23 protein-coding genes are annotated in these 26,268 nt (G+C 68.0%); 17 read left to right on the top strand and 6 right to left on the bottom strand.

The genetic code is table 11. The features are described 5' to 3' along the window. Positions 1–128 precede the first annotated feature (128 nt). Positions 129–1,457: a hemolysin family protein gene (locus ACWF4Z_RS12265; protein ID WP_452243054.1), complete on the top strand. Its 1,329-nt coding sequence runs from the start codon at positions 129–131 to the stop codon at positions 1,455–1,457. Here the strand turns inward: ACWF4Z_RS12265 and ACWF4Z_RS12260 are convergent. After that, entirely contained in the window at positions 1,399–2,661 is a 1,263-nt protein-coding gene (locus ACWF4Z_RS12260) for an MFS transporter (RefSeq protein ID WP_452243053.1), read from the bottom strand. The two genes, ACWF4Z_RS12265 and ACWF4Z_RS12260, sit on opposite strands and share 59 nt — an antisense overlap. Before the next feature lie 3 nt (positions 2,662–2,664). Beyond that, on the bottom strand, positions 2,665–3,270 hold the full coding sequence (locus ACWF4Z_RS12255; protein ID WP_452243052.1) for a helix-turn-helix domain-containing protein: 606 nt from the start codon (positions 3,268–3,270) through the stop codon (positions 2,665–2,667). 76 nt (positions 3,271–3,346) lie between these two features. On the opposite strand from ACWF4Z_RS12255, the gene ACWF4Z_RS12250 reads away from it, so the two are divergent. Further along, positions 3,347–4,942, top strand: a complete 1,596-nt coding sequence (locus ACWF4Z_RS12250; protein ID WP_452243051.1) for an MFS transporter — start codon at positions 3,347–3,349, stop codon at positions 4,940–4,942. 12 nt (positions 4,943–4,954) lie between these two features. Here the strand turns inward: ACWF4Z_RS12250 and ACWF4Z_RS12245 are convergent, their stop codons facing one another. Then, the gene (locus tag ACWF4Z_RS12245) at positions 4,955–5,797 is read right to left on the bottom strand and encodes an alpha/beta fold hydrolase (RefSeq protein ID WP_452243050.1); all 843 of its coding nucleotides are present in this window, start codon (positions 5,795–5,797) and stop codon (positions 4,955–4,957) included. Between the two features lie 127 nt (positions 5,798–5,924). Here ACWF4Z_RS12245 and ACWF4Z_RS12240 point away from each other — a divergent pair, with 127 nt between their 5' ends. Beyond that, positions 5,925–6,308 (top strand): YciI family protein, encoded by a 384-nt coding sequence (locus tag ACWF4Z_RS12240; RefSeq protein WP_452243049.1) that lies wholly within the window; start codon positions 5,925–5,927, stop codon positions 6,306–6,308. Here ACWF4Z_RS12240 and ACWF4Z_RS12235 read toward each other — a convergent pair. Continuing rightward, positions 6,294–7,313 (bottom strand): N-acetylglucosamine kinase, encoded by a 1,020-nt coding sequence (locus ACWF4Z_RS12235; protein WP_452243048.1) that lies wholly within the window; start codon positions 7,311–7,313, stop codon positions 6,294–6,296. The two genes, ACWF4Z_RS12240 and ACWF4Z_RS12235, sit on opposite strands and share 15 nt — an antisense overlap. A gap of 247 nt (positions 7,314–7,560) precedes the next feature. Here ACWF4Z_RS12235 and ACWF4Z_RS12230 point away from each other — a divergent pair, with 247 nt between their 5' ends. From ACWF4Z_RS12230 to ACWF4Z_RS12200, 7 genes are all read left to right on the top strand, one after another. Further along, on the top strand, positions 7,561–8,349 hold the full coding sequence (locus ACWF4Z_RS12230) for a sugar isomerase domain-containing protein (protein ID WP_452243047.1): 789 nt from the start codon (positions 7,561–7,563) through the stop codon (positions 8,347–8,349). A gap of 58 nt (positions 8,350–8,407) precedes the next feature. Continuing rightward, positions 8,408–9,751 carry an N-acetylglucosamine/diacetylchitobiose ABC transporter substrate-binding protein gene (ngcE, locus tag ACWF4Z_RS12225; RefSeq protein ID WP_452243046.1) on the top strand — a complete coding sequence of 448 codons (1,344 nt, stop codon included), beginning with the start codon at positions 8,408–8,410 and terminating at the stop codon, positions 9,749–9,751. A 56-nt stretch (positions 9,752–9,807) separates the two neighbouring features. Continuing rightward, the gene (locus ACWF4Z_RS12220; protein ID WP_452243045.1) at positions 9,808–10,827 is read left to right on the top strand and encodes an iron-siderophore ABC transporter substrate-binding protein; all 1,020 of its coding nucleotides are present in this window, start codon (positions 9,808–9,810) and stop codon (positions 10,825–10,827) included. Between the two features lie 426 nt (positions 10,828–11,253). Beyond that, positions 11,254–11,640, top strand: coding sequence for a hypothetical protein (locus ACWF4Z_RS12215; RefSeq protein WP_452243044.1), 387 nt, complete (start codon positions 11,254–11,256; stop codon positions 11,638–11,640). Positions 11,641–11,727: 87 nt separating this feature from the next. Continuing rightward, the gene (gene trpS / locus ACWF4Z_RS12210; protein WP_452243043.1) at positions 11,728–12,789 is read left to right on the top strand and encodes a tryptophan--tRNA ligase; all 1,062 of its coding nucleotides are present in this window, start codon (positions 11,728–11,730) and stop codon (positions 12,787–12,789) included. An 8-nt stretch (positions 12,790–12,797) separates the two neighbouring features. Beyond that, positions 12,798–13,310: a 2'-5' RNA ligase family protein gene (locus tag ACWF4Z_RS12205; protein ID WP_452243042.1), complete on the top strand. Its 513-nt coding sequence runs from the start codon at positions 12,798–12,800 to the stop codon at positions 13,308–13,310. A 29-nt stretch (positions 13,311–13,339) separates the two neighbouring features. Then, entirely contained in the window at positions 13,340–14,395 is a 1,056-nt protein-coding gene (locus tag ACWF4Z_RS12200; protein WP_452243041.1) for a YihY/virulence factor BrkB family protein, read from the top strand. Here ACWF4Z_RS12200 and ACWF4Z_RS12195 read toward each other — a convergent pair. Together ACWF4Z_RS12195 and ACWF4Z_RS12190 are read right to left on the bottom strand one after the other, a co-directional pair. After that, positions 14,384–15,529, bottom strand: a complete 1,146-nt coding sequence (locus ACWF4Z_RS12195; protein WP_452243040.1) for a D-alanyl-D-alanine carboxypeptidase family protein — start codon at positions 15,527–15,529, stop codon at positions 14,384–14,386. The genes ACWF4Z_RS12200 and ACWF4Z_RS12195 overlap by 12 nt on opposite strands. Positions 15,530–15,576: 47 nt before the next feature. Beyond that, positions 15,577–16,518 carry a zinc metalloprotease gene (locus tag ACWF4Z_RS12190; RefSeq protein WP_452243039.1) on the bottom strand — a complete coding sequence of 314 codons (942 nt, stop codon included), beginning with the start codon at positions 16,516–16,518 and terminating at the stop codon, positions 15,577–15,579. Positions 16,519–16,716: 198 nt separating this feature from the next. Between ACWF4Z_RS12190 and ACWF4Z_RS12185 the strand changes: the two genes are divergently transcribed. The 7 genes from ACWF4Z_RS12185 (at position 16,717) to ACWF4Z_RS12155 (ending at position 26,249) form a co-directional block, all read left to right on the top strand. Then, entirely contained in the window at positions 16,717–18,093 is a 1,377-nt protein-coding gene (locus ACWF4Z_RS12185) for a glutamine synthetase family protein (protein ID WP_452243038.1), read from the top strand. Then, on the top strand, positions 18,074–18,778 hold the full coding sequence (locus ACWF4Z_RS12180; RefSeq protein ID WP_452243037.1) for a gamma-glutamyl-gamma-aminobutyrate hydrolase family protein: 705 nt from the start codon (positions 18,074–18,076) through the stop codon (positions 18,776–18,778). The genes ACWF4Z_RS12185 and ACWF4Z_RS12180 overlap by 20 nt, the downstream gene beginning before the upstream one ends. After that, positions 18,775–20,121, top strand: a complete 1,347-nt coding sequence (locus ACWF4Z_RS12175) for an aldehyde dehydrogenase family protein (protein WP_452243036.1) — start codon at positions 18,775–18,777, stop codon at positions 20,119–20,121. The genes ACWF4Z_RS12180 and ACWF4Z_RS12175 overlap by 4 nt, the downstream gene beginning before the upstream one ends. Continuing rightward, a complete protein-coding gene (locus ACWF4Z_RS12170) occupies positions 20,122–20,898 on the top strand; it encodes a 3-oxoacyl-ACP reductase (RefSeq protein WP_452243035.1) in 777 nt (258 codons plus the stop codon). It abuts the gene before it with no gap. A 9-nt stretch (positions 20,899–20,907) separates the two neighbouring features. Then, positions 20,908–21,627, top strand: a complete 720-nt coding sequence (locus ACWF4Z_RS12165; RefSeq protein ID WP_452243034.1) for a FadR/GntR family transcriptional regulator — start codon at positions 20,908–20,910, stop codon at positions 21,625–21,627. Positions 21,628–21,706: 79 nt separating this feature from the next. Next, the gene (locus ACWF4Z_RS12160) at positions 21,707–23,242 is read left to right on the top strand and encodes an amino acid permease (protein ID WP_452243033.1); all 1,536 of its coding nucleotides are present in this window, start codon (positions 21,707–21,709) and stop codon (positions 23,240–23,242) included. 250 nt (positions 23,243–23,492) lie between these two features. Further along, the gene (locus ACWF4Z_RS12155; protein ID WP_452243032.1) at positions 23,493–26,249 is read left to right on the top strand and encodes an AAA family ATPase; all 2,757 of its coding nucleotides are present in this window, start codon (positions 23,493–23,495) and stop codon (positions 26,247–26,249) included. Positions 26,250–26,268 lie beyond the last annotated feature (19 nt).

Here is a 26,268-nt window from a genome sequence, read left to right as displayed (position 1 = left end):
ATCATCGTAAACCAACAAAGTCGAACATGCATCGTTGGCTGCGCCACCGGTAGGGTAGATAGATGGACGACCACGCCCAACGCACGCCCTCTCGCTGTCTGCCGAGAGGGCGCTAGGAACCTCCACCGATGAACGACACCCTGCTCAACATCGTCCTGATCCTGGTCTTCGTCATGATCGGCGGGGTCTTCGCCGCCGCCGAGATGGCTCTGGTCTCGCTGCGCGAGAGTCAGATCAAGTCACTGTCGCACCGCGGCCGCCGCGGCGAGATCGTGGCCAAGGTCGCCGCCAATCCGAACCGCTTCCTGTCCGCCGTCCAGATCGGCGTGACCCTGATGGGCTTCCTGTCCGCCGCCTTCGGTGGCGCGACGCTGGCCGACAGCCTCTCCCCGCACCTGCAGGACCTCGGTCTGCCCGAGTCCGTGGCCGGCACGGTCGCCCTGATCCTGATCACCATCCTGATCTCCTACGTCTCGATCGTGATCGGCGAACTCGCCGCCAAACGGCTCGCGCTGCAGCGCGCCGAGACCTTCGCGCTCGGCCTTGCGCCGCTGGTCGACAAGATCGCCTCCGGCGCCCGCCCGGTCATCTGGCTGCTCTCCAGGTCCACCGACCTGGTGGTTCGCGCGCTCGGTGGCGACCCGAACGCGAACCGCGAGGTGATGTCCGACGAGGAGCTGCGCGACCTCGTCTCCGCGCACGAGTCGCTCGGTGAGGAGGAGCGTCGCATCGTCGACGACGTCTTCGAGGCCGGCGGCCGGCAGTTGCGGGAGCTGATGCTGCCGCGGACCGAGGTGGACTTCGTGGACGCGGAGATGCCGGCGTACAAGGCGGTCAAGTTCGCTGCCGAGCGGCCGCACTCGCGCTATCCGGTGATGAACGGCTCGGCCGACGACATCGTCGGCTTTGTCCATGTCCGGGACCTGTTCGACCCGGCGGTCGCGTCCCGTTCGGTCCGGGTCGGTGACCTGGCCCGTGAAGTGCTGATGCTGCCCGACACCGCGAAGCTGCTGCCCACGCTGACCGAGATGCGTCGCCGCTCGACCCATCTGGCGATCGTCCTGGACGAGTACGGCGGGACCGCCGGCATCGTCACGCTCGAGGACCTGGTCGAGGAGCTCATCGGCGACATCAAGGACGAGTACGACGAAGAGGCCGCCGAGACCACCCGGTTGCGCAGCGGCGACATCGAGGTGGACGGCCTGCTCAACCTCGACGACTTCGCCGACGAGACCGGCGTCGAGCTCCCCGACGGACCCTACGAAACGGTCGGCGGCTTCCTCGCCGCCCAGCTCGGCAAGGTCCCGAGCACCGGCGACGAGGCCCGCGTCGACCACCACACCCTGACGGTCACCCAGATGGACGGCCGCCGGGTCGCCCGCGTCCGGATGCACCTGGTCAAGCCGTCAGGTGAGGAACCGGCTCCGGACGAGGAGCCAGCACCCGCCGCTGAGTGAAGATCACCGCGCCGCCGATGACATAGCCGAGGCCCTGGAAGACCAGCACCGGGATGATCCCGACGACGTCGCCGAGGACACCGGCGGCGGTGATCCCGATCAGGACGGCGATACTCTCGGCCGCGGTGATCGCCCCGAAGACCCGGCCGCGGGTCCCGTCCTCGGTCAGGTTCTGCAGGACGGTGACCATGCCCGCGACCGTGAACGCTCCGGGCAGGCCGACGATGATCATGCAGACGAACGCCGGAAGCAGGCTGTCCGAGATCAGCGGATAGCAGAACAGGGTCAGGTCGACCAGCCCGAAGCAGAAGGCGCCCGCACCCCACATAGTTGCCGCAGGCAACCGCGAACCAACCGCCGCGGCGACCAGCCCGCCGGCGATGCCGCCGATCGCCTGCGACGAAACGATCAGGCCGTACGCCCTTCCGTCGCCGCCGAGCACCGAACTCACAAAGGGCGCGAACAGCGTGCTCATCACGCCCTCGCCGACGGCCGTGACCAGGCAGAACGCGAGCAGCAACTGCATCGCCGAACCGCCGACGCACAGTCGCAGCCCCTCGGTCCACTCGGCCTTCAATCGCTTGATCGCCCCGCCCGCGGTGGCTTCCTCGGACGTCGGACGTACGTGTCGGTGCCGCATCCGGGCGATCAGCGCGACCGCGATCAGGAAGGTGGCCGCGTCGGCGAGAGCGAGCAGGGTGAGACCACCCGCCGCCGCGAGCACGCCACCGAGCGCGGCGCCGACCAGGCGGGCGATGTCGCGGATCTGGCCGTTCAACGCATTTGCGGTGACCAGCTGTCTCGAGTCGACCAGGACCGGTACCAGTGACTGCTCGGCCGGGCTGAAGAACTGTTGCAAACAAGACTGTGCGAGGACGACGCCGTACACAATCCAGATCGCGCTCTGACTGTGCACGGCCAGCAAGGGCAAGAGAACAAGGGCGTTCAGTACATTCGTGACGATCATCGTCTTGCGCCGGTCCCAGCGGTCGACGAAGACACCGGCCAGCGAACCGAGGAACACCGGCGGGATGAACGACGCCAGCAGCAGCCCGCCGGAGGCCAGCGTGGAACCCGTCAGCACATACACCTGGAACGCGAGTCCGGTCCGCAGTAGCCAGTCGCCGATCAGCGAGACCAGCCCCGCACTCAACATCAGCCGATAGTCGCGCTGCCGCGCGAGGACGCCCCACAAGTCCTTCATCGCTTACTCCTTCGTGCCGTCTGCTGCTGCGGTGATCGTGACGATCTGGGTGATGGAGACGTGCCGGCTGCCCGGCGGCCGGGTGGACTTGTCGTCGATCGGTCGCTCCTCGACGTACCGGTTCAGCAGCGCGTCGATGTCCTCGACCAGCCCGGCCAACTCCTCGGCGGTCAGGTAGATCCCGGTTCGCCCGATGCCGGAGTGATCCCGCCAGATCGGCTCTTCGTCCGTCCGGCGCTCCTGCCAGCCGGCGAGCTCGTCCAGGGCGCGCTCGGCCATCAGCTGCTCGAGCACGTTGGCGGCCGCGGCGCCCTCCGGGGTGTTGAACGCGTCCTTCCAGCTCTGCGAGGTCGAGACCACCTGCCAGGGGCGTTCCCGGTTGTCCTTCCCCGGTGCCGGTTCGACGAAGTCGTACTTCGCCAGTTGGCGCAGGTGGTGCGATGCCAGCGCCTGGCTGATGCCCAGCTGCCGGGCCGCGTCGGCCGCCGTCATCGGGCCCTCTCGCCCGAGCAAGGCGTGCAGATCCAGCCGGATCGGGTGAGCCATCGCCCGGATCGCGACCGGGTCGTCGAGCAGTCGGGTTCGTCGCGGATCCTTTTCCAAAGACATGCTTGGAATATGCGCCGGTCCGGAGCAGATGTCAAGCTGTTGCTTGGAATGAGAAGTTCGGTCGTAGGATGCGCTCGTGACTGCCGCGGCGGAGACCTCGACCTGGGCGCCGCTGCGGCGGAGTGTGTTCCGGGCGTTGTGGTTCGCCCAGCTCGGCTCGAACATCGGCAGCTGGATGCAGACCGTCGGCGCACAGTGGACGGTCGTCCATCAGCCCAACGCGGCCGCCCTCGCCTCGATCGTTCAGGCGGCCGGCCTGATTCCGGTGCTGTTCGTGTCGCTGCCGGCGGGTGTGCTCGCCGACGTACTCGATCGCCGTCGGTTGATCGCTGCGGTCACCCTCGCGATGGCCATCGTCGCGGGCGCGCTGGCCGTGCTGAGCGGTCAAGGGCTGCTGACGCCGGCCGCGCTGATCGCGATCATCTTCGTGCTCGGTGCCTGCCAGGCCCTGACGAGCCCGGCGTGGCAGGCGATCCAGCCCGAGCTGGTTCCGCGCGCGGAGCTGCCCGAGGCGGCCGCGCTGGGCAGTCTCAACGTCAACATCGCGCGCGCGATCGGCCCGGCCCTGGCCGGCGTCGTGCTCGGCCTGACCGGTCCATCCGTGGTCTTCGCGGTCAACGCGGTCTCGTATCTCGCGGTTCTTTTCGCGCTGCTCCGCTGGCACCGGCCCGCCACCTCCGCAGCGGCCGGCGAGGCGATGCTTCCGGCACTCCGCGCCGGGATCCGGTACGTCGTCTACGCGCCCGGAATACGGCGGGTTCTGCTCCGAGCCGGCCTGTTCGTCCTCCCGGCGTCCGCGCTGTGGGGTCTCCTCCCGGTCGCCGCCGTCAACCGCCTCGGCCTAGGTTCCACCGGGTACGGCGTTCTGCTCGGCGCTCTCGGGGTGGGTGCCATCGTCGGCGCGGTGACGCTGAAGTGGCTCCGCGAGCATCTCGGCCGCAACGTGTTGCTGGGCGGCGCCACCGTCGCGTACGCGATCGGGGTCTTCGCGGTCGCGTTGTTGCACAACGCAACGATTGTCGCCGTGCTCTTCGTGCTGGCCGGCGCGGGCTGGCTTGCCGGGCTGTCGACGCTCAACACGACGCTCCAGCTCGCGCTGCCTACCTGGGTTCGCGCGCGTGCGTTGGCCGTCTATCTGATGGTCTTCCTGGGCGGTCAGGGCGTCGGTGCGTTGATCTGGGGACTGGTCGCCGCCGGGCTGGGCGCAGCCACGACGTTGGTCGTCTCCGGCGTGCTGCTCGTGCTGGGTGCGACGTCGCTCGTGGTCCTACCGATCCATGCGCGGACCGGGTCGCTGGACCGGACCATCGTGATGCCGTGGCCCGACCCGGAGATCGCGATCCTGAGCGAGGAGCAGGAGGACATCGATCCCAGAGCAGGCCCGGTCCTGGTCGAGGTCTCGTACCGCGTTCCACCCGAGAACGCCGTGCTGTTCCAGGCCGCCCTGACCAGAGTCGGCCTGTCGCGCCAACGCACCGGAGCTCGCCGGTGGTCGTCGTACCGGGACGTCAGCGCTGCGGATGTGTACGTCGAAGTGTTCGAGGTGGCGACCTGGTCCGAACACCTACGGCAACACCGCGAACGCATCACCGGCGGGGACGCGGAGCTGTACCGCGCAGCCAACGAACTCGCCCTCGAACCGCCGACCACCCGGCACCTACTGGCCAACTAGCCTACGGGCCAACTAGCCGGTCATTTCGCGGATCCACTCCAGGCCGGGCTCGGCGTGGGCGAGGATCGAGATGTGTCCGTCGCCGGGGTGCAGCTGAAGCCTGGCAGTGGGTATGTTTTCGGCGAGCCAGCGGCCGTGTGAGCTGGGGACGATGCCGTCCTGCGTCCCGTGGGCCAGGAGCGTCGGCGCGGTGATCTTGCTCGGGTCGCAGCCCCAATCGACCGTATAAGAACAGTCGTCGTCGATCTGCCCGTCCGGTCCCTGCGGCATCGACTTGTCCCCGGCCACCGATCCCAGCCAGCCCCACGGCCCGTCGAACATCGCCACGTCGGCGGCGCTGAACTCCGGGTCGTACTCGATCCCCGACGCCTCGTGCGCGACCCGGGCCGCCCGTCCCGCGGCCGCCGCCCGCAGTGACGCCAGTCCGGACGGGATCATCCCGTCGTACCAGTCGAGACCGTCCGCGTCGTACGGCGCGATCGCCGCGAACGTGGTCACGGCCTCGACCCGCTCGCCGAGCGCCGCGGCTGCGGCGAGTGCGTACGAGCCGCCGCCGGAGTAGCCCATCAGTGCGAAGGTGCCGATCCCGAGTGCATCCAGCACCGTGGTCAGATCCGCGGTGACCGAGGCCATCGTCCGTCCGGGCGCCGCGGTGGAGCCGCCGTACCCGGGCCGGTCGAACGAGATCCAGCGGATGCCGAGCCACTCGCCGGCCTCGAACAGCGGCTCCGGCGGGACGCCGAGGTTCGGCGTGCCGTGGTGCCAGACGACCGCGAGCCGGCCGTCGTCACCGGGCGCGCTGTCGTACGCGTGCAGCGTCCGGCCGTCCGGCAGCCGGATGTCCGTCTCGTTCATGTCGTTCACCTTAGGTCGTCGGGCTCTTGCTGAGCAGTACGTCGGAAAGCTCTGCCCGGACTCGACATTCGAGGGCAGAGGTTGCTGCCCATAAGTTGTTGCCACTCAGACTCCGGAAGGGACCGTCATGAAGTACCTGTTGCTCATCCACACCAACCCGATCACCTGGGGCCACCCGTCGTTCCTCGAGACCGAGGAGGGCAGGGCGCTCCCGAAGAAGGCCCGCGACGCGCTCGCCGACCAGCTCCAGACCCTGGTCCGGGAACTTGATGCGAACGGCGAACTGGTCGCCGCCGTACCCCTCGACGCACCGGACCGGACCCGGGTCGTCCGGGTCCGCGAAGGCGTCCGGGCGACCACCGACGGCCCCTACTCCGAGGCGAAGGAACAGCTCGCCGGTGTCTTCCTCATCGATGTCGACAGCCCAGAACGCGCCGAAGAGGTCGCCGCAACGATCCCGGAGGCGCAGTTCTTCGCGGTCGAAGTCCGTCCCGTCTCACTGATGGACTAGGCGGGTGTGGTTCTCCTGCGTCGCGAGGGTGGGGTCGAGGGCGCCGAGGGCCAGCCAGGTGGCGCCGCCGACCCCGTCGCGCGCGGTCAGCACCTCGCCGGAGAAGTGCTGGTGAATCGTCTCTCGGATCAGCTTGCCGACCGGTGAGGATTCGCCCGCGACGCTGCCCGCTAGCACGACCGGACCCCGGTCCGAGGTCGTCTGGAGGACGGCGACGGTCTCGGTGAGCAGCTCGGCCGCGCGTTTCACCAGGGCCTGCGCGGTCTCGTCGCCCTGCTCGTACGCCTTCACCACAGTCGGTGCCAGCTCCGCGAGCAGGACCGGGGGTCGGCTGTTCACCGTCCGGACCAGGTCGTCGCGCAGTACGTCGTATCCGGTCCTCAAGGCGATTGCCTGCTCGTCGCGATCCGGCAGGACGGCCTGGACGACGAGCTCTCCGAGCAGACCCAGCGGCTCGCCGAGATCGGCGGTGCGCAACACGCTGCGCACAGCCTCCCGGCCCAGCCAGAAGCCCGAACCGTCGTCGCCCAGCAGCCAGCCGTGGCCGCCGGAGGTGCGCAGGAGCTTGTGGTCGCGGACCAGGCCGGCGTTGCTGCCGGTGCCCGCGATCAGCACGGTGCCGTCGGGTTCCGGCGTACCGGAGGCGAAGGCGACCTCGAGATCGCCGATGAACTCGGGCTTGGTGGTCAGGCCCGCGCCCGACCAGGCGGCGTCGAACTGCGCCTGAACGTCGGGACGCCCGAACGCCACGCCACCGGCCGCACCGACGATCGCCGCCTTGACCGCGGTCGGGTCCAGCGCTCCGGTCGAACCCAGCCCGGCCAGCGCCGCGTGCAGGGCCTGACCGAAATTGGCCGCCGCGCTGACGGGATGGCTGGTCGGGTTTCCACCCGCTGCGGCACCTCGACCGACTACGTTGCCCTCAGAGTCCGCGATCACGATCCGGGTGGAGGTGCCACCGAGGTCACCACCCAGGACCAGCGGTGTGGCCGGCCTCAGGGCCACTGGGTCGGCAGGTTCCGGAAGCGGGGATTCGACCGACATTCGCAATGCTCCAAACTGCTCCAAAGAGCCTATTGACAAGCACGAGAGAACAAGGTCACGCAACGGTCCCGATCCGGCGAGGAGACGAAGATGAGCCTTGACTTTAGCTGCCAGTTGAGAAAAGTTCTGTCCAGCAAACCGCAAACTTGCGCACTTGTCGGCACCACGAGTGTCGGGGCGAACAGATTAGTCGAGGGGTGGGCCGCAGATGGCCAGCAGTAAGCACGGGGGATCGGAGCAGACGAGCGGCGTGAGTGCACAGTCTTATGTGCAGGCGCTCACTCCGATTCTGGCCGCGGTCACCGAGCAGATCGACGGACCGATCCAGGCAGCGGCCGATCTCGTCACCACCTCGCTGCGCGCCGACGGAGTCATCCAGGCCTTCGGGTCGGGCCACTCCGAGGCCCTCGCGATGGAGATCGCCGGCCGCGCGGGTGGTCTGATCGCGACCAACCGGATCGCGCTGCGCGACCTGGTCCTGCTCGGTGGTGAGCCGCCCGAGCTGCTGCGGAGCGCCGAGCTCGAGCGGGACCCGTCGTACTCCCGCAAGCTGTACGAGCTCTCCGCGGCGCGGCCGGGTGACCTGTTCGTGATCGCGTCGAACTCCGGCGTCAACGGATCGATCGTCGAGCTGGCGAATGTGGTCAAGGAGCACGGCCACCCGCTGATCGCGATCACCTCGCTGCAGCACACCGGTGGCATGGAGTCCCGGCACCCGTCCGGCAAGAAGCTGATCGACTTCGCGGATGTTGTCCTGGACAACCATGCTCCGTACGGCGATTCCGTGCTCGACCTGCCGTCCGGCGGCAAGGTCTGCGCCGTGTCGTCCATCACGGCCGCGTTGCTCGCGCAGCTGCTGGTCGCCGAGGTCCTGCGCCGGATGACCGACGCCGGAGAGACCCCGCCGGTCTACCTGTCCGCGAATATTCCCGGCGGCGACGACCACAACCACGCCCTCGAAGCGAGATACGCCGGTCGCATCCGCCGCTCTGCCTGAGCCGCTCCACCTCAACCACGCTGTCTGCCTGAACACTCGGGGGAAGTAACCTGCCGGGGTGCTCACACGCCGGACAGTGCTTCAGGGGGTCGTGGCTGGTGCGGTGCTGACCGGATGTTCGTCCGGTCCACCGCCGCGGCAAGAGTCGCCGGACAATCCGTTCAGCGTGGACGCGAACGCTCCGGTCGACGTGGTCGTCAGTGCGGAGTACGGCGGTTTCGCGGCGTCGGCGTACCGGAAGAAGTATGCGACGGCAACGGTGACGCCGACCGTGACCGCGAAGCTGGGGGACGCGGTGACGCCGCGGTTCACGGCCGGGAACCCGCCCGACGCGATCCTGAGCACGGGTGACGACGGGCTGGACCTGGCCCGGCTGGTCCGGGACAAGCAACTGGCGAGTCTGAAATCGTTGCTGCAGGCCCCATCGTGGGACGACCCGAACGTGACGGTCGAGGACACCTTGCTGCCCGGGATGTTGCCGGGCGGACAGTACGACGGGACACAGCGGTCCCTGAATCACATCGCCACGGTGTACGGGCTGTGGTACTCGGCGAGCCTGTTCCAGCGCAACAACTGGGACGCACCCCGGACCTGGCCGGAATTGGTTGCCCTCGGCACCGAGATGAAGGGCGCCGGTCTCGGTCCCTTCATCTACGCCGGCGCGCATCCGTATTACCTGCTGGAGCTGGTGCTCACGCTGGCCGCCAAGACCGGCGGCCACGACGTGGTGAAGCGGATCGACAACCTCGAGGACGGTGCCTGGAAGGACGAGAGCGTCACCCGCGCGATCACCGCGGTCGGTGACCTCGCCAAACGCGGGCTGATCGCGCCGGGGAGCGCGGAGCTCGACCACATCGGATCGCAGCGGAAGTTGCTCGCCTCGAAGGCGGGTCTACTGCCCTGTGGCAACTGGCTCGAGAACGAGATGAAGACGCTGATCCCACCCGGGTTCGCGTTGACGATGATCGGCGTACCGGCTCTGGACGGGTCGCCTGCGCTGACTCGCGGGCTGCATGTCGCGGCGACCGCGCCGTACGTGGTGCCGGCGAAGGCGAAGAACTTGGCCGGCGGCTTCGAGTATCTTCGCGCGACGCTGTCGAAGGGTGTCGCGGCGCAGGTCACGTCGGAGTCCAACCAGTTGACGATCGTGCGTGGTGCGGCCGACGGGCTGGAGATCAGTACGGCGCTCAGGTCGGCCCGGGATCTGTTGTCGGCGGCGGGCGATCAGGCCATCACGTGGTACTTCGACGGCTGGTATCCGGAGTTCGCCACGACCGCTGCCGTGACGACCGGGCAGTTCATGGCCGGCGGGCTGCAGTTGGGGGAGTGGACGGCCCGGATCCAGGCGGCCGCGGACAAGCTGAAGTCGGACAACGGGATCACCAAGTACCGCCGGGACTGAGGAATCGGTTAGGTTAGGGCAACCTAAGTCCCCTGTCGGTTCTTGTGAGGCTTCTGATGCGCCACCCGCTGCGCCTGCTCGCGTTGCTCGTCGTACCCCTGCTCGTACTGTCCGGCTGCTCCGGTGCGTCCGACGGGCCGACCGGGTCCGAGTCGCAAGGTGGCGGCGCGTTCCCGGTGACGATCAAGAACAAGTACGGCGACACCGTGGTGAAGGCGGCGCCGAAGCGGGTCGTGACGGTCGGGCTGACCGACCAGGACGCGTTGATCGCGCTGGGCGTCGTACCGATCGCGACCACCGAGTGGTACGGCGAGAAGCCCGGTGCGCTGTTCCCGTGGGCCAAGGAGAAGGCGGGGGATGCGCCCGTACCCGAGGTGCTGAAGGACGCGGACGGCCTGCAGTTCGAGCAGATCGCCGCGCTGCAGCCGGATCTGATCGTCGGGCTGTACTCGGATATCAGTGCGGACGACTACAAGAAGCTGACCGCGATCGCGCCGACCATCGCGCAACCGACCGGCGTCAACGACTACGGGGTGTCCTGGCAGGTCGTCACCCGGACGGTCGGGCAGGCGGTCGGGAAGTCCGCGGAGGCCGAGGAACTGGTGAAGGGGGTGGAGGATCGGTTTGCGAAGGTGCGGGCCGATCATCCGGAGTTCAAGGACAAGGTTGCGCTGATGGCGACGCCGTACGAGGGGTATTTCGTGTACGGCAGTCAGGATCCGCGGTCGCGGCTGTTGACGGAGTTCGGGTTCAAGCTGCCGGCCGATCTGGACAAGGAGATCGGGGACAAGTTCGGGGCCAATCTCAGTAAGGAGCGGATCTCGTTCCTGGATCAGCAGGCGTTGGTGTGGTTCCCGGAGAAGGGCGGTACGGCGAAGCTGAAGGCGGACCCGCTGTACAAGAACCTCAAGGTCCGGACGCAGGGCCGTGACGTCTTCATCGAGGCGAACTACGACGACCCCCTCTACAACGCCACCAGCTTCGGCACCGTCCTCAGCCTCCCGATCGTCCTCGACCAGCTGGTCCCCAAACTAGCCGCCGCTGTAGACGGAAACCCCGCCACCACCGCCGGATAACCAGCCCCCGTGGTCGGATCCGGCCGCATCCCGAGATCAAGCCGGGTCGGGCCGGCGAGTCGTGGATCGCGGTCGACGACACGCGCGATCACCCCGCCGAAATCCACGACTCGAATGGCCCGGTACAACCAATCGCCACGACTCAACGACCCACCCCCACCGGCTCGGCCCCCTTCCCCGCTTTCCTGGGTAGGCCACTGAAATTCGTGGGTCTACCCACGAAATCGGGGGTTCCTCACTCACACTCAGGGTCCGCAACCTCCTATTTCATGGGCTGACCCATGAAATAGGAGCAGCTCATCACCGGTTTCCGAGCGTCCGATCACCCTAGACATCCGTCGCAGAGCCGCATAACCCCTCGCCCCCAACCCCCACCAGTCGTACGCTCAAAACGTTGAGTGGTGGGAGGTGGGTTTGGTGGAGTGGGTGGCATTGGTCATCTTGTTCCTGGTTTTGTGTGGGCTGCTCAACCTGCTCCTGCCGCAGCCTCCGCCTCCGCGGTGGTGGCGGCGAGTCAGGCGCCGAGTGGAGCGGGTGCGGCTGCGCCGGCGCGCGATTCCTGAGCCCGACCCGTTCGACACGTTGTGGTTGCAGACCAGGCTCGGACATCTCGCCGGTGAGATCCGGCGGGTGGAGTCAGCCCGGATGTACGCCAAGGCCCACCGCTTGATGGCGCTCGAAGCCGCGTACGACGATCTGCTCGACGAAGCCTGCCGCCTGGCCGGCGTCCCCGCCGAAGCCGATCTCAAGCGCAGCGAAGCCAAACGCTGGCAAGAAGAACAAGAACTAGCCTCCCGCGGCTGGTCCTGGTGAACCCACCGAGGTCATAATCCGGATGGTATGGCTGGTCTCACCCGCCCGGGTGGGCGGTGATCTGTGGGCGCTGGCAGAATCGGTCTTATGTCCCTCGCTGCGTCTGACCCCTCCGCAGCCGGTTCCCAGCGTCGCCCTCGGGTGCTGTCCGGGATCCAGCCGACGGCGGACTCCTTCCACTTCGGCAACTACCTCGGTGCGGTGCGGCAGTGGGTGGCCCTGCAGGACGACCATGACGCGTTCTACTGCGTCGTCGACCTGCACGCGATCACGGTGGAGTACGAGCCGAAGCAGTTGCGGGAGCGCACCCGTCGTTCGGCAGCGCAGTTGCTCGCCGCCGGGATCGACCCGCAGCGGTCGACGCTGTTCGTCCAGTCGCATGTGCCTGAGCACGCCCAGCTGGCCTGGGTGCTCGGCTGCCTGACCGGATTCGGCGAGGCCAGCCGGATGACGCAGTTCAAGGACAAGTCCGCCAAGGGCGGCGCGGACCGCGCCACCGTCGGCCTGTTCACGTACCCGATCCTGCAGGCAGCGGACATCCTGATCTACCAGGCCGACCGCGTCCCGGTCGGCGAGGACCAGCGCCAGCACCTGGAGCTGACCCGCGACCTGGCCCAGCGGTTCAACCACCGCTTCGGCAAGACCTTCCGGCTGCCCGAGCCGTACATCGTCAAGGAGACCGCGAAGATCTCCGACCTGCAGGACCCGAGCGCGAAGATGAGCAAGTCCAGCTCGTCGCCGGCCGGCATCATCGACCTGCTCGACGACCCGAAGGTGAGCGCGAAGAAGATCCGCTCCGCGGTCACCGACTCCGGCCGCGACGTCGTCTTCGACCCGGAGAACAAGGCCGGCGTCGCCAACCTGCTGACGATCTACTCGGCCCTGACCGGCCGCAAGATCAGCGAACTCGAGGACGAGTACGCCGGTCGCGGGTACGGCGACTTCAAGAAGGACCTCGCGGAGATCGTGGTCGAGTTCGTCACGCCGTTCCGGGAGAAGACACTCGGATTCCTGGACGACAAGGCGCAACTCGACGCGATCCTGGCCCAAGGCGCCGAGCGTGCCCGCGCGGTGACCGAGCCGACGCTGGCGCAGGTCTACGACCGGCTGGGATTCGTGCCGGGTCCGCCCGCCGGGTCGGGCCGGTAAGGCCGCGGATGGCGACCATCGGTGTCGCGATCCCGATCGCGGAGCCCTACGGTTCGGAGCTGCAGAAGTACCGGTCCGAGTTCGGTGACCCGATGGCCACCTCGATCCCGACCCACGTGACGCTGCTGCCGCCGACCGAGATCGACGACGCGGACCTGGGACTGATCGACGACCACCTGCTCGAGGTGGCCGCCCGGTTCCCGAGCTTCCGGATCCGGCTGCGCGGTACGGCGACGTTCCGGCCGATCTCGCCGGTCGTGTTCGTCCCGCTGGCGGAGGGGATCTCGTCCTGCGAGGTGCTGCAGTCCCAGGTCCGGTCGGGCCCGCTGCAGGTCGACCTGCGGTTCCCGTACCACCCGCACGTCACGATCGCCCATGACCTCGACAAGGACGCACTCGACCGCGCGTACGACGCCTTGTCCGAGTACGACTGCGCTTTCGACGTCGCCGCCTTCAGTCGCTACGAACACGGCGCCGACGGCGTGTGGCGTCCGCAGCGCGACTTCCCCCTGGCAGGCTAGCCGCGGGCACTCTCGGGTACAGGAGCGGCATGGCCAGCATTTCGCAGCAAGGTAAGGCGGCCTGGGGCCGGTTCAGCAAGACGCAGGTGTGGCGGGCCTGGAAGCGGTACGGCGATCGTCGGGGCAACCGGTTGGCCGGGGCAACGAGTTTCTTCGGGTTCCTGTCGCTGTTCCCGCTGATCGTGCTGGCCGCGGCGGTCACCGGTCCGCTGCTGGGCGACAAGGCGATCCAGGCCCTCAAGGACGCCCTCCAGAAGAACCTGCCCGGCATCGGCGACAAGATCGACATCGACTCGCTGATCTCCCATGCGGGCGCCATCGGCCTGGTCTCGGGAATCTCGCTCCTGCTCACCGGCCTCGGCTGGATCGACTCGCTCCGGGCCTCGATCCGTTCGATGCACGAGCTCGACGACGAGCCGGGCAATACGTTCGTGTTGAAGCTGACCGACCTGGGCGCGCTGATCGGCCTGGGGCTGATCGGGATGATCGCCACCGGCGCCTCGTCGGTCCTGACCGGCCTGTCCCGGCGGATCGTGGGCTGGACCGGCCTCGACGGCACCTGGCTGGCGAACTGGGGTCTCGACCTGATCAGCATCGTGCTCGGCATCGCGGCCGGCGCAGTCCTGTTCCTGTACCTGCAGACTGCCCTGCCCCGGATCATCCTGCCGCGCAAGGTGTCCCTGATCGCTGCCCTGGCCGGTGGCGTCCTGTTCTACCTCGCACAGAAGCTCGGCAACGTCTACGTCACCCACGTGATCGGCAGCAACGCGGCGTACGGCGCGTTGGCCTTGCCGCTGGCGCTGTTGGTGTGGATCTACCTGATGACCCGCGTGATCATGCTGATCGCGGCGTGGACGAAAGAGGCCGAGTTGGACGCGCAGGCGCGGGTTGAGGCCGCGGAGCCGGTTCCGGAGCCTGTTGACGAGCCGCTGCTACTAGGTCCGCCCGGGAAGCGTTTCAAGGTCGTACCGGTACCACAGCGGAAGGCTGACACGGTTGCGGTCGCCGCTGGCGCCGTACTGGGTCTCACTGCCGCAATCATGGCCTCACAGCTCGGCAAGGCTGCCCGGTCGCTACGACGCTAGTCGGCGCGCCTTGGACTGGCGTCTGCGCAGTGTGCGGGGGCGTCGAAGGAAGAGTCCGAGGAGAAGGACCGGTGGCGCGGCGTACGTCCAGACTGGGACGCGGAGGGCGAGTGACTGCATCGCCTGCCCGGGGTTGAGCACGGTCCGGCTGCCTGGTGGGGCTGGCGTACCGGCCTGCGCCTTCTTGTCGGTCGGCGCGGTCTCTGGCTTGGACTGCTCGGCCGGCTTGACCAGGGTGCCGACCGGACTCAGCTTGGCGTAGTTGTCGAACGACCAGGTCAGCAGGTTGCCGGCGTCCTCGGTGATGCCGTGAGGTGCGTTCATCATCGTCACGACCAGCGTGTGCCCGTTGCGGCGTGCGGCGCCGACGAACGTGTTCCGGGCCAGTGTGGTGTAGCCGGTCTTCACGCCGAGGGCGCCGGCGTAGTTGAACAGGAGTTTGTTCTGGTTTGCGACCTGGTATGTGCCCTTGTTCCCGGCGTTCGGGAAGTTGGTGTACTTCGTGGCCGCGTACCTGGCGAAGTCCGGCCGGCGTAGACCGGCCTGGGCGAACAGGGCGAGGTCATAGGCGCTGGAATATTGCCCGTCGGCGTCCAGACCGGTCGGGTCGGTGACGTGAGTGTCGTCCGCTCCGATCTCGGCGGCCTTGTCGTTCATCCGCTGGATGGTCGCCGGGATGCCGCCCTGGTCGTGCGCGCAGAGGGCGTGGACGGCGTCGTTCCCGGAGGCCAGGAACATGCCTTGGAAGAGCAGGTCGACGGTGTAGTGCAGTCCCGGGTACACGCCGACCTTGCTGCCGATGATGGCCGCGTCGGCATCCGAACCGATCACGGGGTCGGTCTTCTTCAGCCGCGGCAGCAGGACCAGCGCGGTGAGGGTCTTGAGGGTGCTCGCGGGCCGCAGTTGGGCGTGCGGTGCCTTGGCGGCCAGTACGTCGCCGGTGTCGAGGTCGGCCACGACGTACGAAGATGCCTGGACGGCCGGCGGCGCCGCCCCGTCGGCGACGACCGTCGGCTTCGTCGTCATCAGCGCGCCGCCGACCGGGCTCTGTGAGCCCAGGCCGGCGGCGGTCGCTGTCAGAGGTCCGGCGGCCACCAGTGCGGTGGTCGCGCAGGCCGTCAGAAGCAAACGCATCGGCCGCACTCTAGTTGGCCTTTGGTGCACATGTCACAGCAAGGGTGTCACGCGCGGTAGGCGGTCCACATGCTGCTGATGCGGGTGCTCTGACCCGGAGTGAACTGGTTGTAGCAGGAGTCGTAGGAGTAATCCATGTAGTTGTGGATGGGGTCCACGCCCGAGAGCGAGCAGGAGTCGCGGCCGGTCGGGCAGCCGCTGCTGGCGCTGCTCTGGGCCGGGGTGTCGGCGACGGAGTCGTTCGTGCTGGTGCAGCCACCCTGGAAGGTGTGGTAGAGCCCGAACCAGTGTCCGGCCTCGTGGCTGGCGGTCTTGCCGAGGTTGAAGTTGGTCGCCGAGCCGCCGGGCAGCGAGCTGTACTGCACCCGGATGCCGTCGATCCCCGGGTTACCCGCGTAGTCCCACGGGAACGTCGCGATGCCGAGGTAGGAGAAGTCGACCAGCCAGATGTTCAGCGCGTTCTTGCCACCCTTGCGGGTCTGGGCGCGGTACGTCGTGCTCTGGCCGTCGGTGTGCCACGTGTTGTTGTTGAACCGGTCGGTGCCGGCCAGGTAGAACGTGAAGCCGGTGTTCGCGGCCGCCGACGACTCGCCACCGGCGAAGTCCTGGTTCAGCTCGGCGATCTGCTGGGTGATCTGCGCGTCGGTGACATCGCCGGCGCCGGTGCTGCTCCGCATCACGTGGATGTAGACCGGAACGTTCGCCGCGGCCAGCGTGCCGGCCTTGGGCGCGAGCCCGCGGGCCGCCTTGGCCTTCAGGATCTCCGCCGTCCGAGCGTCGATCGCCTTCTGCTCGGCCGCGGACAACTCGCGGTGGTCGGCCCCGAAGCCGCCACGTGCGGCGTCTCCCTCGACCGGGGTGACACAAGGGTTCGCCGCCTGGCCGGCAGGCAACTGAGCTGTCGCCTGACTACCAAGCGGACTGAAGGTGAGCGCCGCGCCGGCTAGTAAGACGGCGTACACGCGGGGGCGGGTGACGAAAGATCGCATGGCGGTCCTCCAGAAATCGGGCCACTTGGGCGGTGTGGCCGAATCCGGCGATTTTCCCCATCACCCCGCGGATCACCTAGCCATTTCCTGGCCCCCCAGTGCCACGGCACCAGCACGCCGGGTGACCCGACTGCTCGGGGCGAGTGGATTGACAGCGGTAGGTTGGTTTGAGTCAATGGGCTGGGCATAGACCAATGGATGGGAGTGGTCGCGGTGGCTGGTGGGGCGTTCGGGGTGGGTGAGCTTCGGGGGTTGATCGATGCCGGTGAGATCGACACCGTGCTGGTGGCGATCGTGGATATGCAGGGCCGGTTGCAGGGGAAGCGATGCGGTGCCCGGTACTTCAAGGACGAGGTGCTGAAGCACGGGACCGAGGGGTGCAACTACCTGCTCGCGGTCGACGTGGACATGAACACCGTCGACGGGTACGCGATGTCGTCCTGGGAGCGTGGGTACGGCGACCTGGTGATGGCGCCCGACTTGGACACGCTCCGGCTGATCCCCTGGCTCGAAGGTACGGCGATGGTGCTGTGCGACGTGCAGTGGCTCGACGGCACGCCCGTGGTCGCGTCGCCACGCCAGGTGCTCCGCAAGCAACTGGACCGCCTGGCCGAACGGGGGCTGACGGCGTACGTCGGGACCGAGCTGGAGTTCATGGTCTTCGACGACACCTTCGAGGCGGCCTGGGACAAGCGCTACCGCGACCTCACCCCGGCGAACCAGTACAACGTCGACTACTCACTCCTCGGCACCGCGCGGATCGAGCCGCTCCTGCGCGACATCCGCAACGGCATGACCGGGGCCGGCCTGTACGTCGAGTCCGCCAAGGGCGAGTGCAATCTCGGCCAGCACGAGATCGCCTTCCGGTACGACGAAGCACTGGTCACGTGCGACAACCACTCGATCTACAAGACGGGTGCGAAGGAGATCGCCGCCAAGCACGGCAAGAGCCTGACCTTCATGGCGAAGTACGACGAACGCGAGGGCAACTCGTGTCACATCCATCTGAGCTTCCGCGGCGCGGAGGACGGCGACGCCGTACTTGCCGGGGACCGGGAGCACGGCTTCTCGGAGTTGATGGAGTGGTTCATCGCCGGCCAGCTGGCTTGCCTGCCTGAGTTCACGTATCTGCTCGCGCCGAACATCAACTCCTACAAGCGGTTCGTCGACGGCAGCTTCGCGCCGACCGCGGTCGCGTGGGGTCTGGACAACCGGACCTGCTCGCTCCGCGTGGTCGGCCACGGCGACTCGCTGCGGGTGGAGAACCGCCTCCCCGGCGGCGACGTGAACCCGTACCTCGCGGTCGCCGCGATCATCGCCGCCGGCCTGCACGGCATCGAGAACAAGCTCGACCTCGAGCCACTCCTGGACGGCAACGCCTACGAATCCGGCAAGCCGCACGTCCCCTCGACCCTGCGCGAGGCGTCGGCCCTGTTCACCGGCTCGAGGATCGCCAGGACCGCCTTCGGCGACGAGATGGTCGACCACTACACCAACGCGGCGCGGGTCGAGCTCGACGCCTACGACGCCGCCGTCACCGACTGGGAGAAGGTCCGTGGCTTCGAAAGGTTATAAGCCGCGGATCGGCATCACGACGTACCTGGAGCCGACGGTCTGGGGGATTTGGGAGCGCGACGCGGCACTGCTCCCGCGGGTCTACCTCGAGGCGGTGGCAGCGGCCGGAGGGGTGCCGCTGCTGCTACCGCCGGTGGGGACCGACCCGACCGTCCTGGAGGTCCTCGACGGGCTGATCGTGGCCGGTGGATGCGACGTCGATCCTTCGTCGTACGGCGCTGAGCCCCATCCGGAGACCGTCGACACCAGGCCGGGCCGCGACGCGCATGAGCAGGTGTTGATCCGGGCCGCGCTCGACCGCGACCTGCCGTTACTCGCGATCTGCCGCGGGTTGCAGATGCTCAACGTCACGCTCGGCGGCACGTTGCATCAACATCTTCCCGAGGTTGTCGCCCACGACGAGCACCGTCCGTCGCCGGCGGTCTTCGGGCGGACCGACGTGAAGGTCGAGCCGGACACGCTGACCGCGCGTCTACTCGGCGACCGGAGCAGTGTGCACTGCTACCACCACCAGGCCATCGACGTCGTCGCGCCCGGACTGACCGTGACCGCACGGGCCGGGGACGGGACCGTCGAGGCTGTCGAGGTGGACGGCCACGACTTCGCCCTCGGCGTGCAATGGCACCCGGAGGAGAATCCCGAGGACTTGCGGCTGTTCACCGCCCTCACCAGGAGCGCCTCATGACCTACGACGTCATCAATCCAGCCACCGAGAAGGTCGTCCGGACGATCTCGCTCGCCACCGAGCAGGAGGCGGACGAGGCGATCGCGCGGGCCGCAAAGGCTTTTGAAACTTGGCGAAGCGTCACTCCGGCGGATCGCGGCCGGCTGCTGCGGCGCTTCGCCGACGCGGTTGACGCGGATCTGGAAACCCTTGCTGCGTTGGAGGTTGAGAACGCCGGACACACGATCGGCAACGCTCGCTGGGAAGCGGGCAACGTTCGCGATGTGCTGACGTACTACGCGGCCGCTCCGGAACGCCTCCTGGGCGCGCAGATTCCCGTTGCCGGTGGCATCGACATCACCTTCAAGGAACCGCTCGGCGTGGTCGGCGTGATCGTGCCGTGGAACTTCCCGATGCCTATCGCTGGTTGGGGTTTCGCGCCAGCGCTTGCCGCGGGCAACACGGTCGTGCTCAAGCCGGCCGAGCTCACGCCATTGACAGCTATAAGACTTGGAGAGTTGGCGTTGGAGGCGGGGCTGCCGCCGGGGGTGTTCGAGGTCGTGCCAGGCAAGGGCACGGTGGTCGGGCAGCGGTTCGTGACGCATCCCTCCGTCCGGAAGGTGGTCTTCACCGGGTCGACCGGCGTCGGGAAGCAGATCATGGCGGGCTGCGCCGAGCAGGTGAAGCGGGTGACGCTGGAGCTGGGCGGGAAGTCGGCCAACGTGGTGTTCGCCGATGCGGATCTGGAGAAGGCCGCGGCGCAGGCGCCGTACGGGGTGTTCGACAACGCTGGGCAGGATTGTTGTGCGCGGTCGCGGATCCTGGTCGAGCGGTCGGCGTACGACCGGTTCATGGAGTTGCTGGAGCCGGCGGTGAAGAGCTTCAAGGTCGGTGATCCGAGCGATCCGGCCACGGAGATGGGGCCGTTGATCTCCCGGGGTCAGCTCGAGACAGTGGCGTCGTTCGTCGAGAATCCGGCGATCCAGGGGACTGCTCCGAGCGGACCCGGATTCTGGTTCCCGCCCACTGTGCTCGCGCCGGCCAGTGATCGGGCTGTGCGGGAGGAGATCTTCGGGCCGGTGGTTGCGGTCGTCCCGTTCGAGGACGAGGCCGATGCGCTGCGGATTGCGAACGACAGCGAGTACGGCCTGTCCGGCTCGATCTGGACCCGGGACCTCGGTCGCGCACTGCGGGTGGGCCGCGGGGTCGAGGCCGGCAACCTGTCGATCAACTCCAACTCGTCGGTCCGGTACTCGACGCCGTTCGGCGGCTACAAGCAGTCCGGGCTCGGCCGTGAGCTCGGCCCGGACGCGCTGGACGCGTTCACCGAGACCAAGAACATCTTCATCAGCACGGAGGACTGAATGGACGTGAAGGCGCATCGGCTCGAGGGTCGCGTCGCTGTGGTGACCGGCGGTGCGAGCGGGATCGGGTTGGCCACGGTACGACGGCTTGCTGCGGAGGGCGCGCACGTCGTGATCGGTGACCTCGATCCGGCCGCGGGCAAGGCAGCGGCGGACGAGGTCGCCGGGCTGTTCGTGCAGACCGACGTCACCGATGCCGCCGCGGTGGAGAACCTGTTCCAGCAGGCCTTCGACACCTACGGCAGCGTGGACATCGCCTTCAACAACGCCGGCATCTCGCCGCCCGACGACGCGTCGATCCTCGACACCGGGCTGGAGGCCTGGCGCAAGGTGCAGGAGGTCAACCTGACCTCGGTGTACCTGTGCTGCAAGGCCGCGATTCCTTATATGCAACGGCGAGGCAAGGGATCGATCATCAACACGGCGTCGTTCGTCGCGGTGATGGGCGCGGCCACGTCGCAGATCTCGTACTCCGCGTCGAAGGGTGGCGTACTCGCGATGAGCCGCGAGCTCGGGGTCGAGTTCGCGCGCCAGGGGATCCGGGTCAATGCGCTCTGCCCGGGACCGGTGAACACGCCCCTGCTGACGGAGTTGTTCGCGAAGGATCCTGAGCGGGCCCAGCGCCGGCTCGTCCATGTGCCGATGGGCCGGTTCGGGGAGCCCGACGAGATCGCGGCCGCGGTCGCGTTCCTGGCCAGCGACGACTCCTCCTTCATCACCGCCAACACGTTCCTCGTGGACGGGGGAATCTCGGGGGCGTACGTCACTCCCATCTAGTCTGTGGTCATGGGTGGGCAGGCAGACGATGCGGTGTTCCGGCCGGTGCGGACCGGGAACCCGTTCGAGGAGACGGTCGAGCGGTTGCTGCAGGCAATCAAGCTCGGCGTCGTCGTACCGGGCGATCGGCTGCCGTCCGAACGCGACCTCGCGGCCCGGCTGAACGTCAGCCGGGTCACGCTCCGCGAGGCGATCCACGCGCTCGCCGAGGCCGGGTACGTCGAGTCGCGTCGCGGCCGGTACGGCGGGACCTTCGTGAACGAGCAGCTCCCGAAGCCTCGTCGTACGCCCGCCAAGAAGCTGGCGCAAGAGCTGGGTGACGGGCTGGAAGACGCGCTCGTACTGCGTTCTGCGTTGGAAACCGGTGCCGCGGAGGCCGCCGCGTCGCGGACCTTGAGCGCTGCCGAGCGCGAGCACCTGTCCCGGTGCCTGGACGACACCTCGGCGGCGTCGTTGTCCGACTACCGCCGGCTCGATTCCCGCCTGCACCTGGCGATCGCCGAGGTGACGGGCTCGCCGTCACTCACGTCCGCAACCGCCGACGTCCGCATGCGCCTGAACGAGCTCCTCGACGCGATCCCCTTGCTGGAACGCAACATCGAGCACTCCAACGACCAACACCGGGCCATCGTCGACGCCATCCTCAGCGGCAATTCACCAGCCGCCCGCCAAGCAATGCAGGAACACCTCTCCGGCACCGCAACATTATTGAGAGCCTTCCTCAGCTAATAGCACTTCCCTTGACAGTGTGATTTGTGCGTGTCTCAATTGCTCAAAGGTCTGGAGGCGGACCATTGAGGAGGCCCCGGTGAGCAAGGACGAGACGGTTGAACCCGCAGGCCTGACCGAGGACGAGAAACGCCTGCATCAGTTGGGGTATGCGCAAGAGCTGTCCCGGACCATGTCCGGCTTCTCGAACTTCGCGGTGTCGTTCACGATCATCTCGATCCTGTCCGGCTGCCTGACGCTGTACGGGTTCGGCATGAACACCGGCGGCCCGGTGATGATCGTCTGGGGCTGGCCGATCGTCGGCCTGATGACGTTGTTCGTCGGCCTCGCGATGGCCGAGGTGTGTTCGAGCTTCCCGACCGCGGGCGGCCTGTATTACTGGTCCGCCAAGCTCGCGCCGTCCAACGGAGCGGCCTGGTCCTGGTTCACCGGCTGGTTCAACTTCCTCGGCCAGGTCGCCGTGACCGCGGGCATCGACTTCGGCGCGGCGTTCTTCCTGAACGCGTTCCTCGACCTGCAGTTCGGCTTCGGCGCGACCCCGGGCCACACCATCCTGCTGTTCGGCGTCATCCTGATCGTCCACGGCCTGCTGAACTCGTTCGGCGTGAAGCTGGTCGCGCGGCTCAACGACATCAGCGTGTGGTGGCACATCCTCGGCGTGCTGTTCATCGTCGGCGCGCTCGTCTTCGTGCCGGACAAGCACCAGTCGGCCGGGTTCGTCTTCGGCCACTTCGTCAACAACACCGGCTGGGGATCCACCTTCTACGTCGCGCTCCTCGGCCTGCTGCTCGCGCAGTACACCCTGACCGGGTACGACGCCTCCGCGCACATGACCGAGGAGACCCACGACGCCGCCCGGTCGGGTCCGCGCGGGATCGTGATGTCGATCCTGGTCTCGCTCGGCGCCGGCTGGGTGCTGCTGATCGGCCTGACCTTCGCGATCCAGAGCTACGACGGTGCCCTGAACAGCGATGTCGGCGTACCGCCCGCGCAGATCTTCATCGACGCGGTCGGCGCGGTGACCGGGAAGATCCTGCTGCTGATCGTGATCGGGGCCCAGTTGTTCTGCGGGATGTCGTCGGTGACGGCGAACTCGCGGATGATCTACGCGTTCTCACGCGACGGTGCCCTGCCGGGGTCGGCGTTCTGGCACAAGATCAACCCGAAGACCCGGACACCAACCAACGCGATCTGGCTGGCCGCCGGGGGCGCGTTCGTCCTCGGGCTCCCGTACCTGTGGAACGCGACCGCGTACGCCGCGGTCACCTCGATCGCCGTGATCGGCCTCTACATCGCCTACGTGCTGCCGACTCTGCTCCGGTTGCTGCAGGGGGACAACTTCCAGCCCGGCCCCTGGCACCTCGGCCGCTGGAGCCGGCCGATCGGGATCATCGCGATCGTCTGGGTCGTGTTCATCACGATCCTGTTCATGCTTCCGCAGGTCAGCCCGGTCAGCGGGAGCACGTTCAACTACACCCCGCTCGCGGTCCTGGTCGTCCTCGGCTTCGCCGGGATCTGGTGGTTCGCCTCCGCGCGGCACTGGTTCAAGGGTCCGCAGGTCCAGGGCACGCCGGAGCAGCTCGCCGCGATCGAACGCGATCTCGACTCGATCTGATCGACAACTTTCAGGCGCTTGCCGCGCACTTGCGCGGCAAGCGCTGTCCTTTGTCTGCGTTCGGGTGTCTCTTGTCCACCCACCGGGTGGGCCATCCGGTGCCCCGGCACTTTCGTGCCGCCGTGACTGCTCATATCTGGGCAGCGACGGGTGACAGGATGGTGACGAGACAGTTTCCTCATGTGACACTCGCCGTGTCGGATGGTCGTTGACTGTGATAATCGGCGAAGGTAAACCTTCGAGGAGATAGATGACTGACGACGAGTTAGTAGGGCGATCCGGCCTGGTCGAGCGTGCGAACAAGCAGCTCGAGACCAGCGGCAGCGTGTTGCTCTACGGCCCGACCGGGATCGGCAAGTCCGCCCTCGGTCGTGCCCTCGTCGCGGAGCGGGCCAAGGCCGGGTGCCGGATCCTGAGCGCAGCCCCGTCCCAGTCCGAAGCCGGTCTTCCGTACGTCACGCTCCTCGATCTCCTCTCTCACCAGCTCGATCTCGCCTGGCAGGTGCTGCCCGACCATCTCCGCCAGCCGCTCGAGGTCGCCCTGCTGAAGGCCAGCGCGCCCGACACGGTCCGTGACGAGCTGGCCGTGCGCCTCGCCGTGCTGCACGTTCTGCGCCGCCTGGCCGCCTCCGGGCCGGTCCTGCTCGTGGTCGACGACATCCAGTGGGTGGACCCGTCGAGCCTGGAGGTGCTCACGTTCTGTGCCCGCCGGCTCTCCGAAGGCGTGCACATGCTCGCGTCCGAGCAGGTAGCCGACGGCGACCTCCCGGTGATGGTCGAGGCCTGCCCGGAGCCGGTGCTGCAGCTGGAGGTCCCGCCGCTCACCGAGCCCGATGTGCTCGGTCTGCTGCGGCAGCGCCTCTCCAGCCCGCTCCCGGTGCGGACGGCCCGGCGCATCTTCACCGCCAGCGCCGGGAACCCGTTCATGGCGCTCGAGCTGGGCCGCGCGGTGCTGCGCCACCCGCAGGGCGTCTCACCGAACGACCCGCTGCCGGTGTCGAGCCGGCTGAAGACGCTGCTCGGTGACCGCCTGTCCGATCTCTCGCGCGGGACGCATGAGCTTCTCCTGCACGCGGCCTCGTCACCGCGCCCGACCACGGTTCAGCTCACCCAGTCGCTCAAGCGGCCGATCGAGACCGAGCTGGCCGAGGCGGAGGCGCTCGGGTTGGTCGACGTTTCCTCCGAGCGACTGCGGTTCACCCATCCGCTGCTCCGGGAGTTCGTGTACGCCGAAGCCACGTCAGCGGCTCGTCGGCACGCCCACGCACAGCTGGCCGCTGTGGTCGACGAACCGGTGGAGAACGCGACCCATCGTGCGCTCGCGACGCAAGAAGCCGACCCGGAGCTCGCGACCACGATCGAAGCGGCTGCCGCGGTGGCAGCCGGTCGAGGTGCGCCCGGTGCTGCCGCCACGCTGTGGCGACTGGCTGCGGAGCGTACGCCGAGCACCTTGCCGGACGAGCGTGCCCGCAGGCTGACCCGGGCCGCCGATGATGCAGCGGCCGCCGGGCACTTGGCGGAGTCGGCCGACATGGCGCAGAACGCCGTACGGGCTTCGACGACGGCCGAGACCAAGGTGCCTGCGCTGTTGCTGATGGCGGATGCGGCCTGGCCGGATCGGGATCGCCGGGTCGAGCTACTGGACCAGGCGTTCCAGGCATCGTTGGGTGATCAGCGGCTGGAGGCCCGGGTTCGGATCCTGCGCAGCCACAGTGAGTATTTCGATCGTCGGCTCGACGAAGCGGCGGAGGACGCGCGCATTGCCGAGGGGTTGGCGCGGGCGTGCGGCGACACCGAGGCGATCGTCGACGCGTTGAGCGCGGCCAGCTCGGTGCAGATCGCGCGGGACGCCGAGCAGACCGGGGACGCCTTGCTGCAGGAGGCCGCCGAGCTGGCGCGCGACCTGCCGCTCACCATGACCGTCGTGAACGCCCGGCAGATGGCTGCGATGCGCGAGCTCTTCCGCGGCCGGACCGCTGAGGCGATCGCTTCCATCAGCGCACTGGTCGACGAGGTCCGGGACCAAGGCGCGATGCGGTGGTTGGCGTCCGTACTGATCTCCGCGACCGCGATCTACGAGCGCAGCGGTCGTGGCGCGGACGCGTTGGCCGCCGGGCACGAGTGCTATCAGCTGATGCAGGACATCGGTGAAGAGGCCGAGGTCGGGATGATCATCGCCAGCCGCGCCGAGTGGGTCGGCGGTTCGGCGGAGATGGGCCGGCAGCTGGCCGAGGCCGCGCTCGAAGGATGCCGCCTGGTCGGGAACGACGAATGGACCGGACCCGCATTGGTGTCGCGCGGGCTGATCGGCGTACTGACCGGTGATCCGCAGCGTGCGGTGGAGGCGTTCGACGCGATCGCGGAGTCGGGGGAGGCGGCGATGCCGTACGACCCGGCGGTGATCCCCTGGCACGCCGACTACGCGGAGGCCTTGGTCGCGGCCGGTCGGCTCGAGGATGCGGCCGCGTTGATCGCCGAGATCAGGACCCGCGCCGACAACCTTGACCGCGCGGTCGTGCGAGTTGGGTTGGCGCGGTCCGAGGCCCTGCTCATCGCCAAACAAGGTGATCCGGCCGCGGCGCTGGATTTGCTGGAGGAAACGATCAGCGGCGCGGGCGACCGGGTGTACCCGCTGGATCTGGCTCGCTGTGAGCTCACTCGCGGCCGCGTCGCGCGGCAGGCCCGCCGGCGTTCCGTCGCGCGGACGGCGTTCCTGGACGCGATCGAGCAATTCGAGGCGTACGGCGCTCCTGCGTGGCGAGAGGTGGCGGAGACCGAGCTCGCGCGTCTCGACGTACCGAGTCGCAGCAGGCAGCCGTCCGAGCTGACCGACAACGAGCAGCAGATCGTCTCCATGGTCCGCGACGGCTCCACCAACCGCGAGATCGCCGCGGCCCTCTACCTGTCGGTCAAGGCGGTGGAGTCGCAGCTGACTCGTCTGTACCGCCGGTTCGGCGTGGCCAACCGCACCCAGCTCCTCCGAACGGTCGACCGCCCGAACCCCTGACGGAGCCGTTGGACACAAT

The sequence above is a fragment of the Kribbella sp. NPDC055071 genome (genome assembly GCF_053608045.1).
Note: the sequence above shows the minus strand (reverse complement) of the source record. Positions and strands in the feature narration are given on the sequence as shown.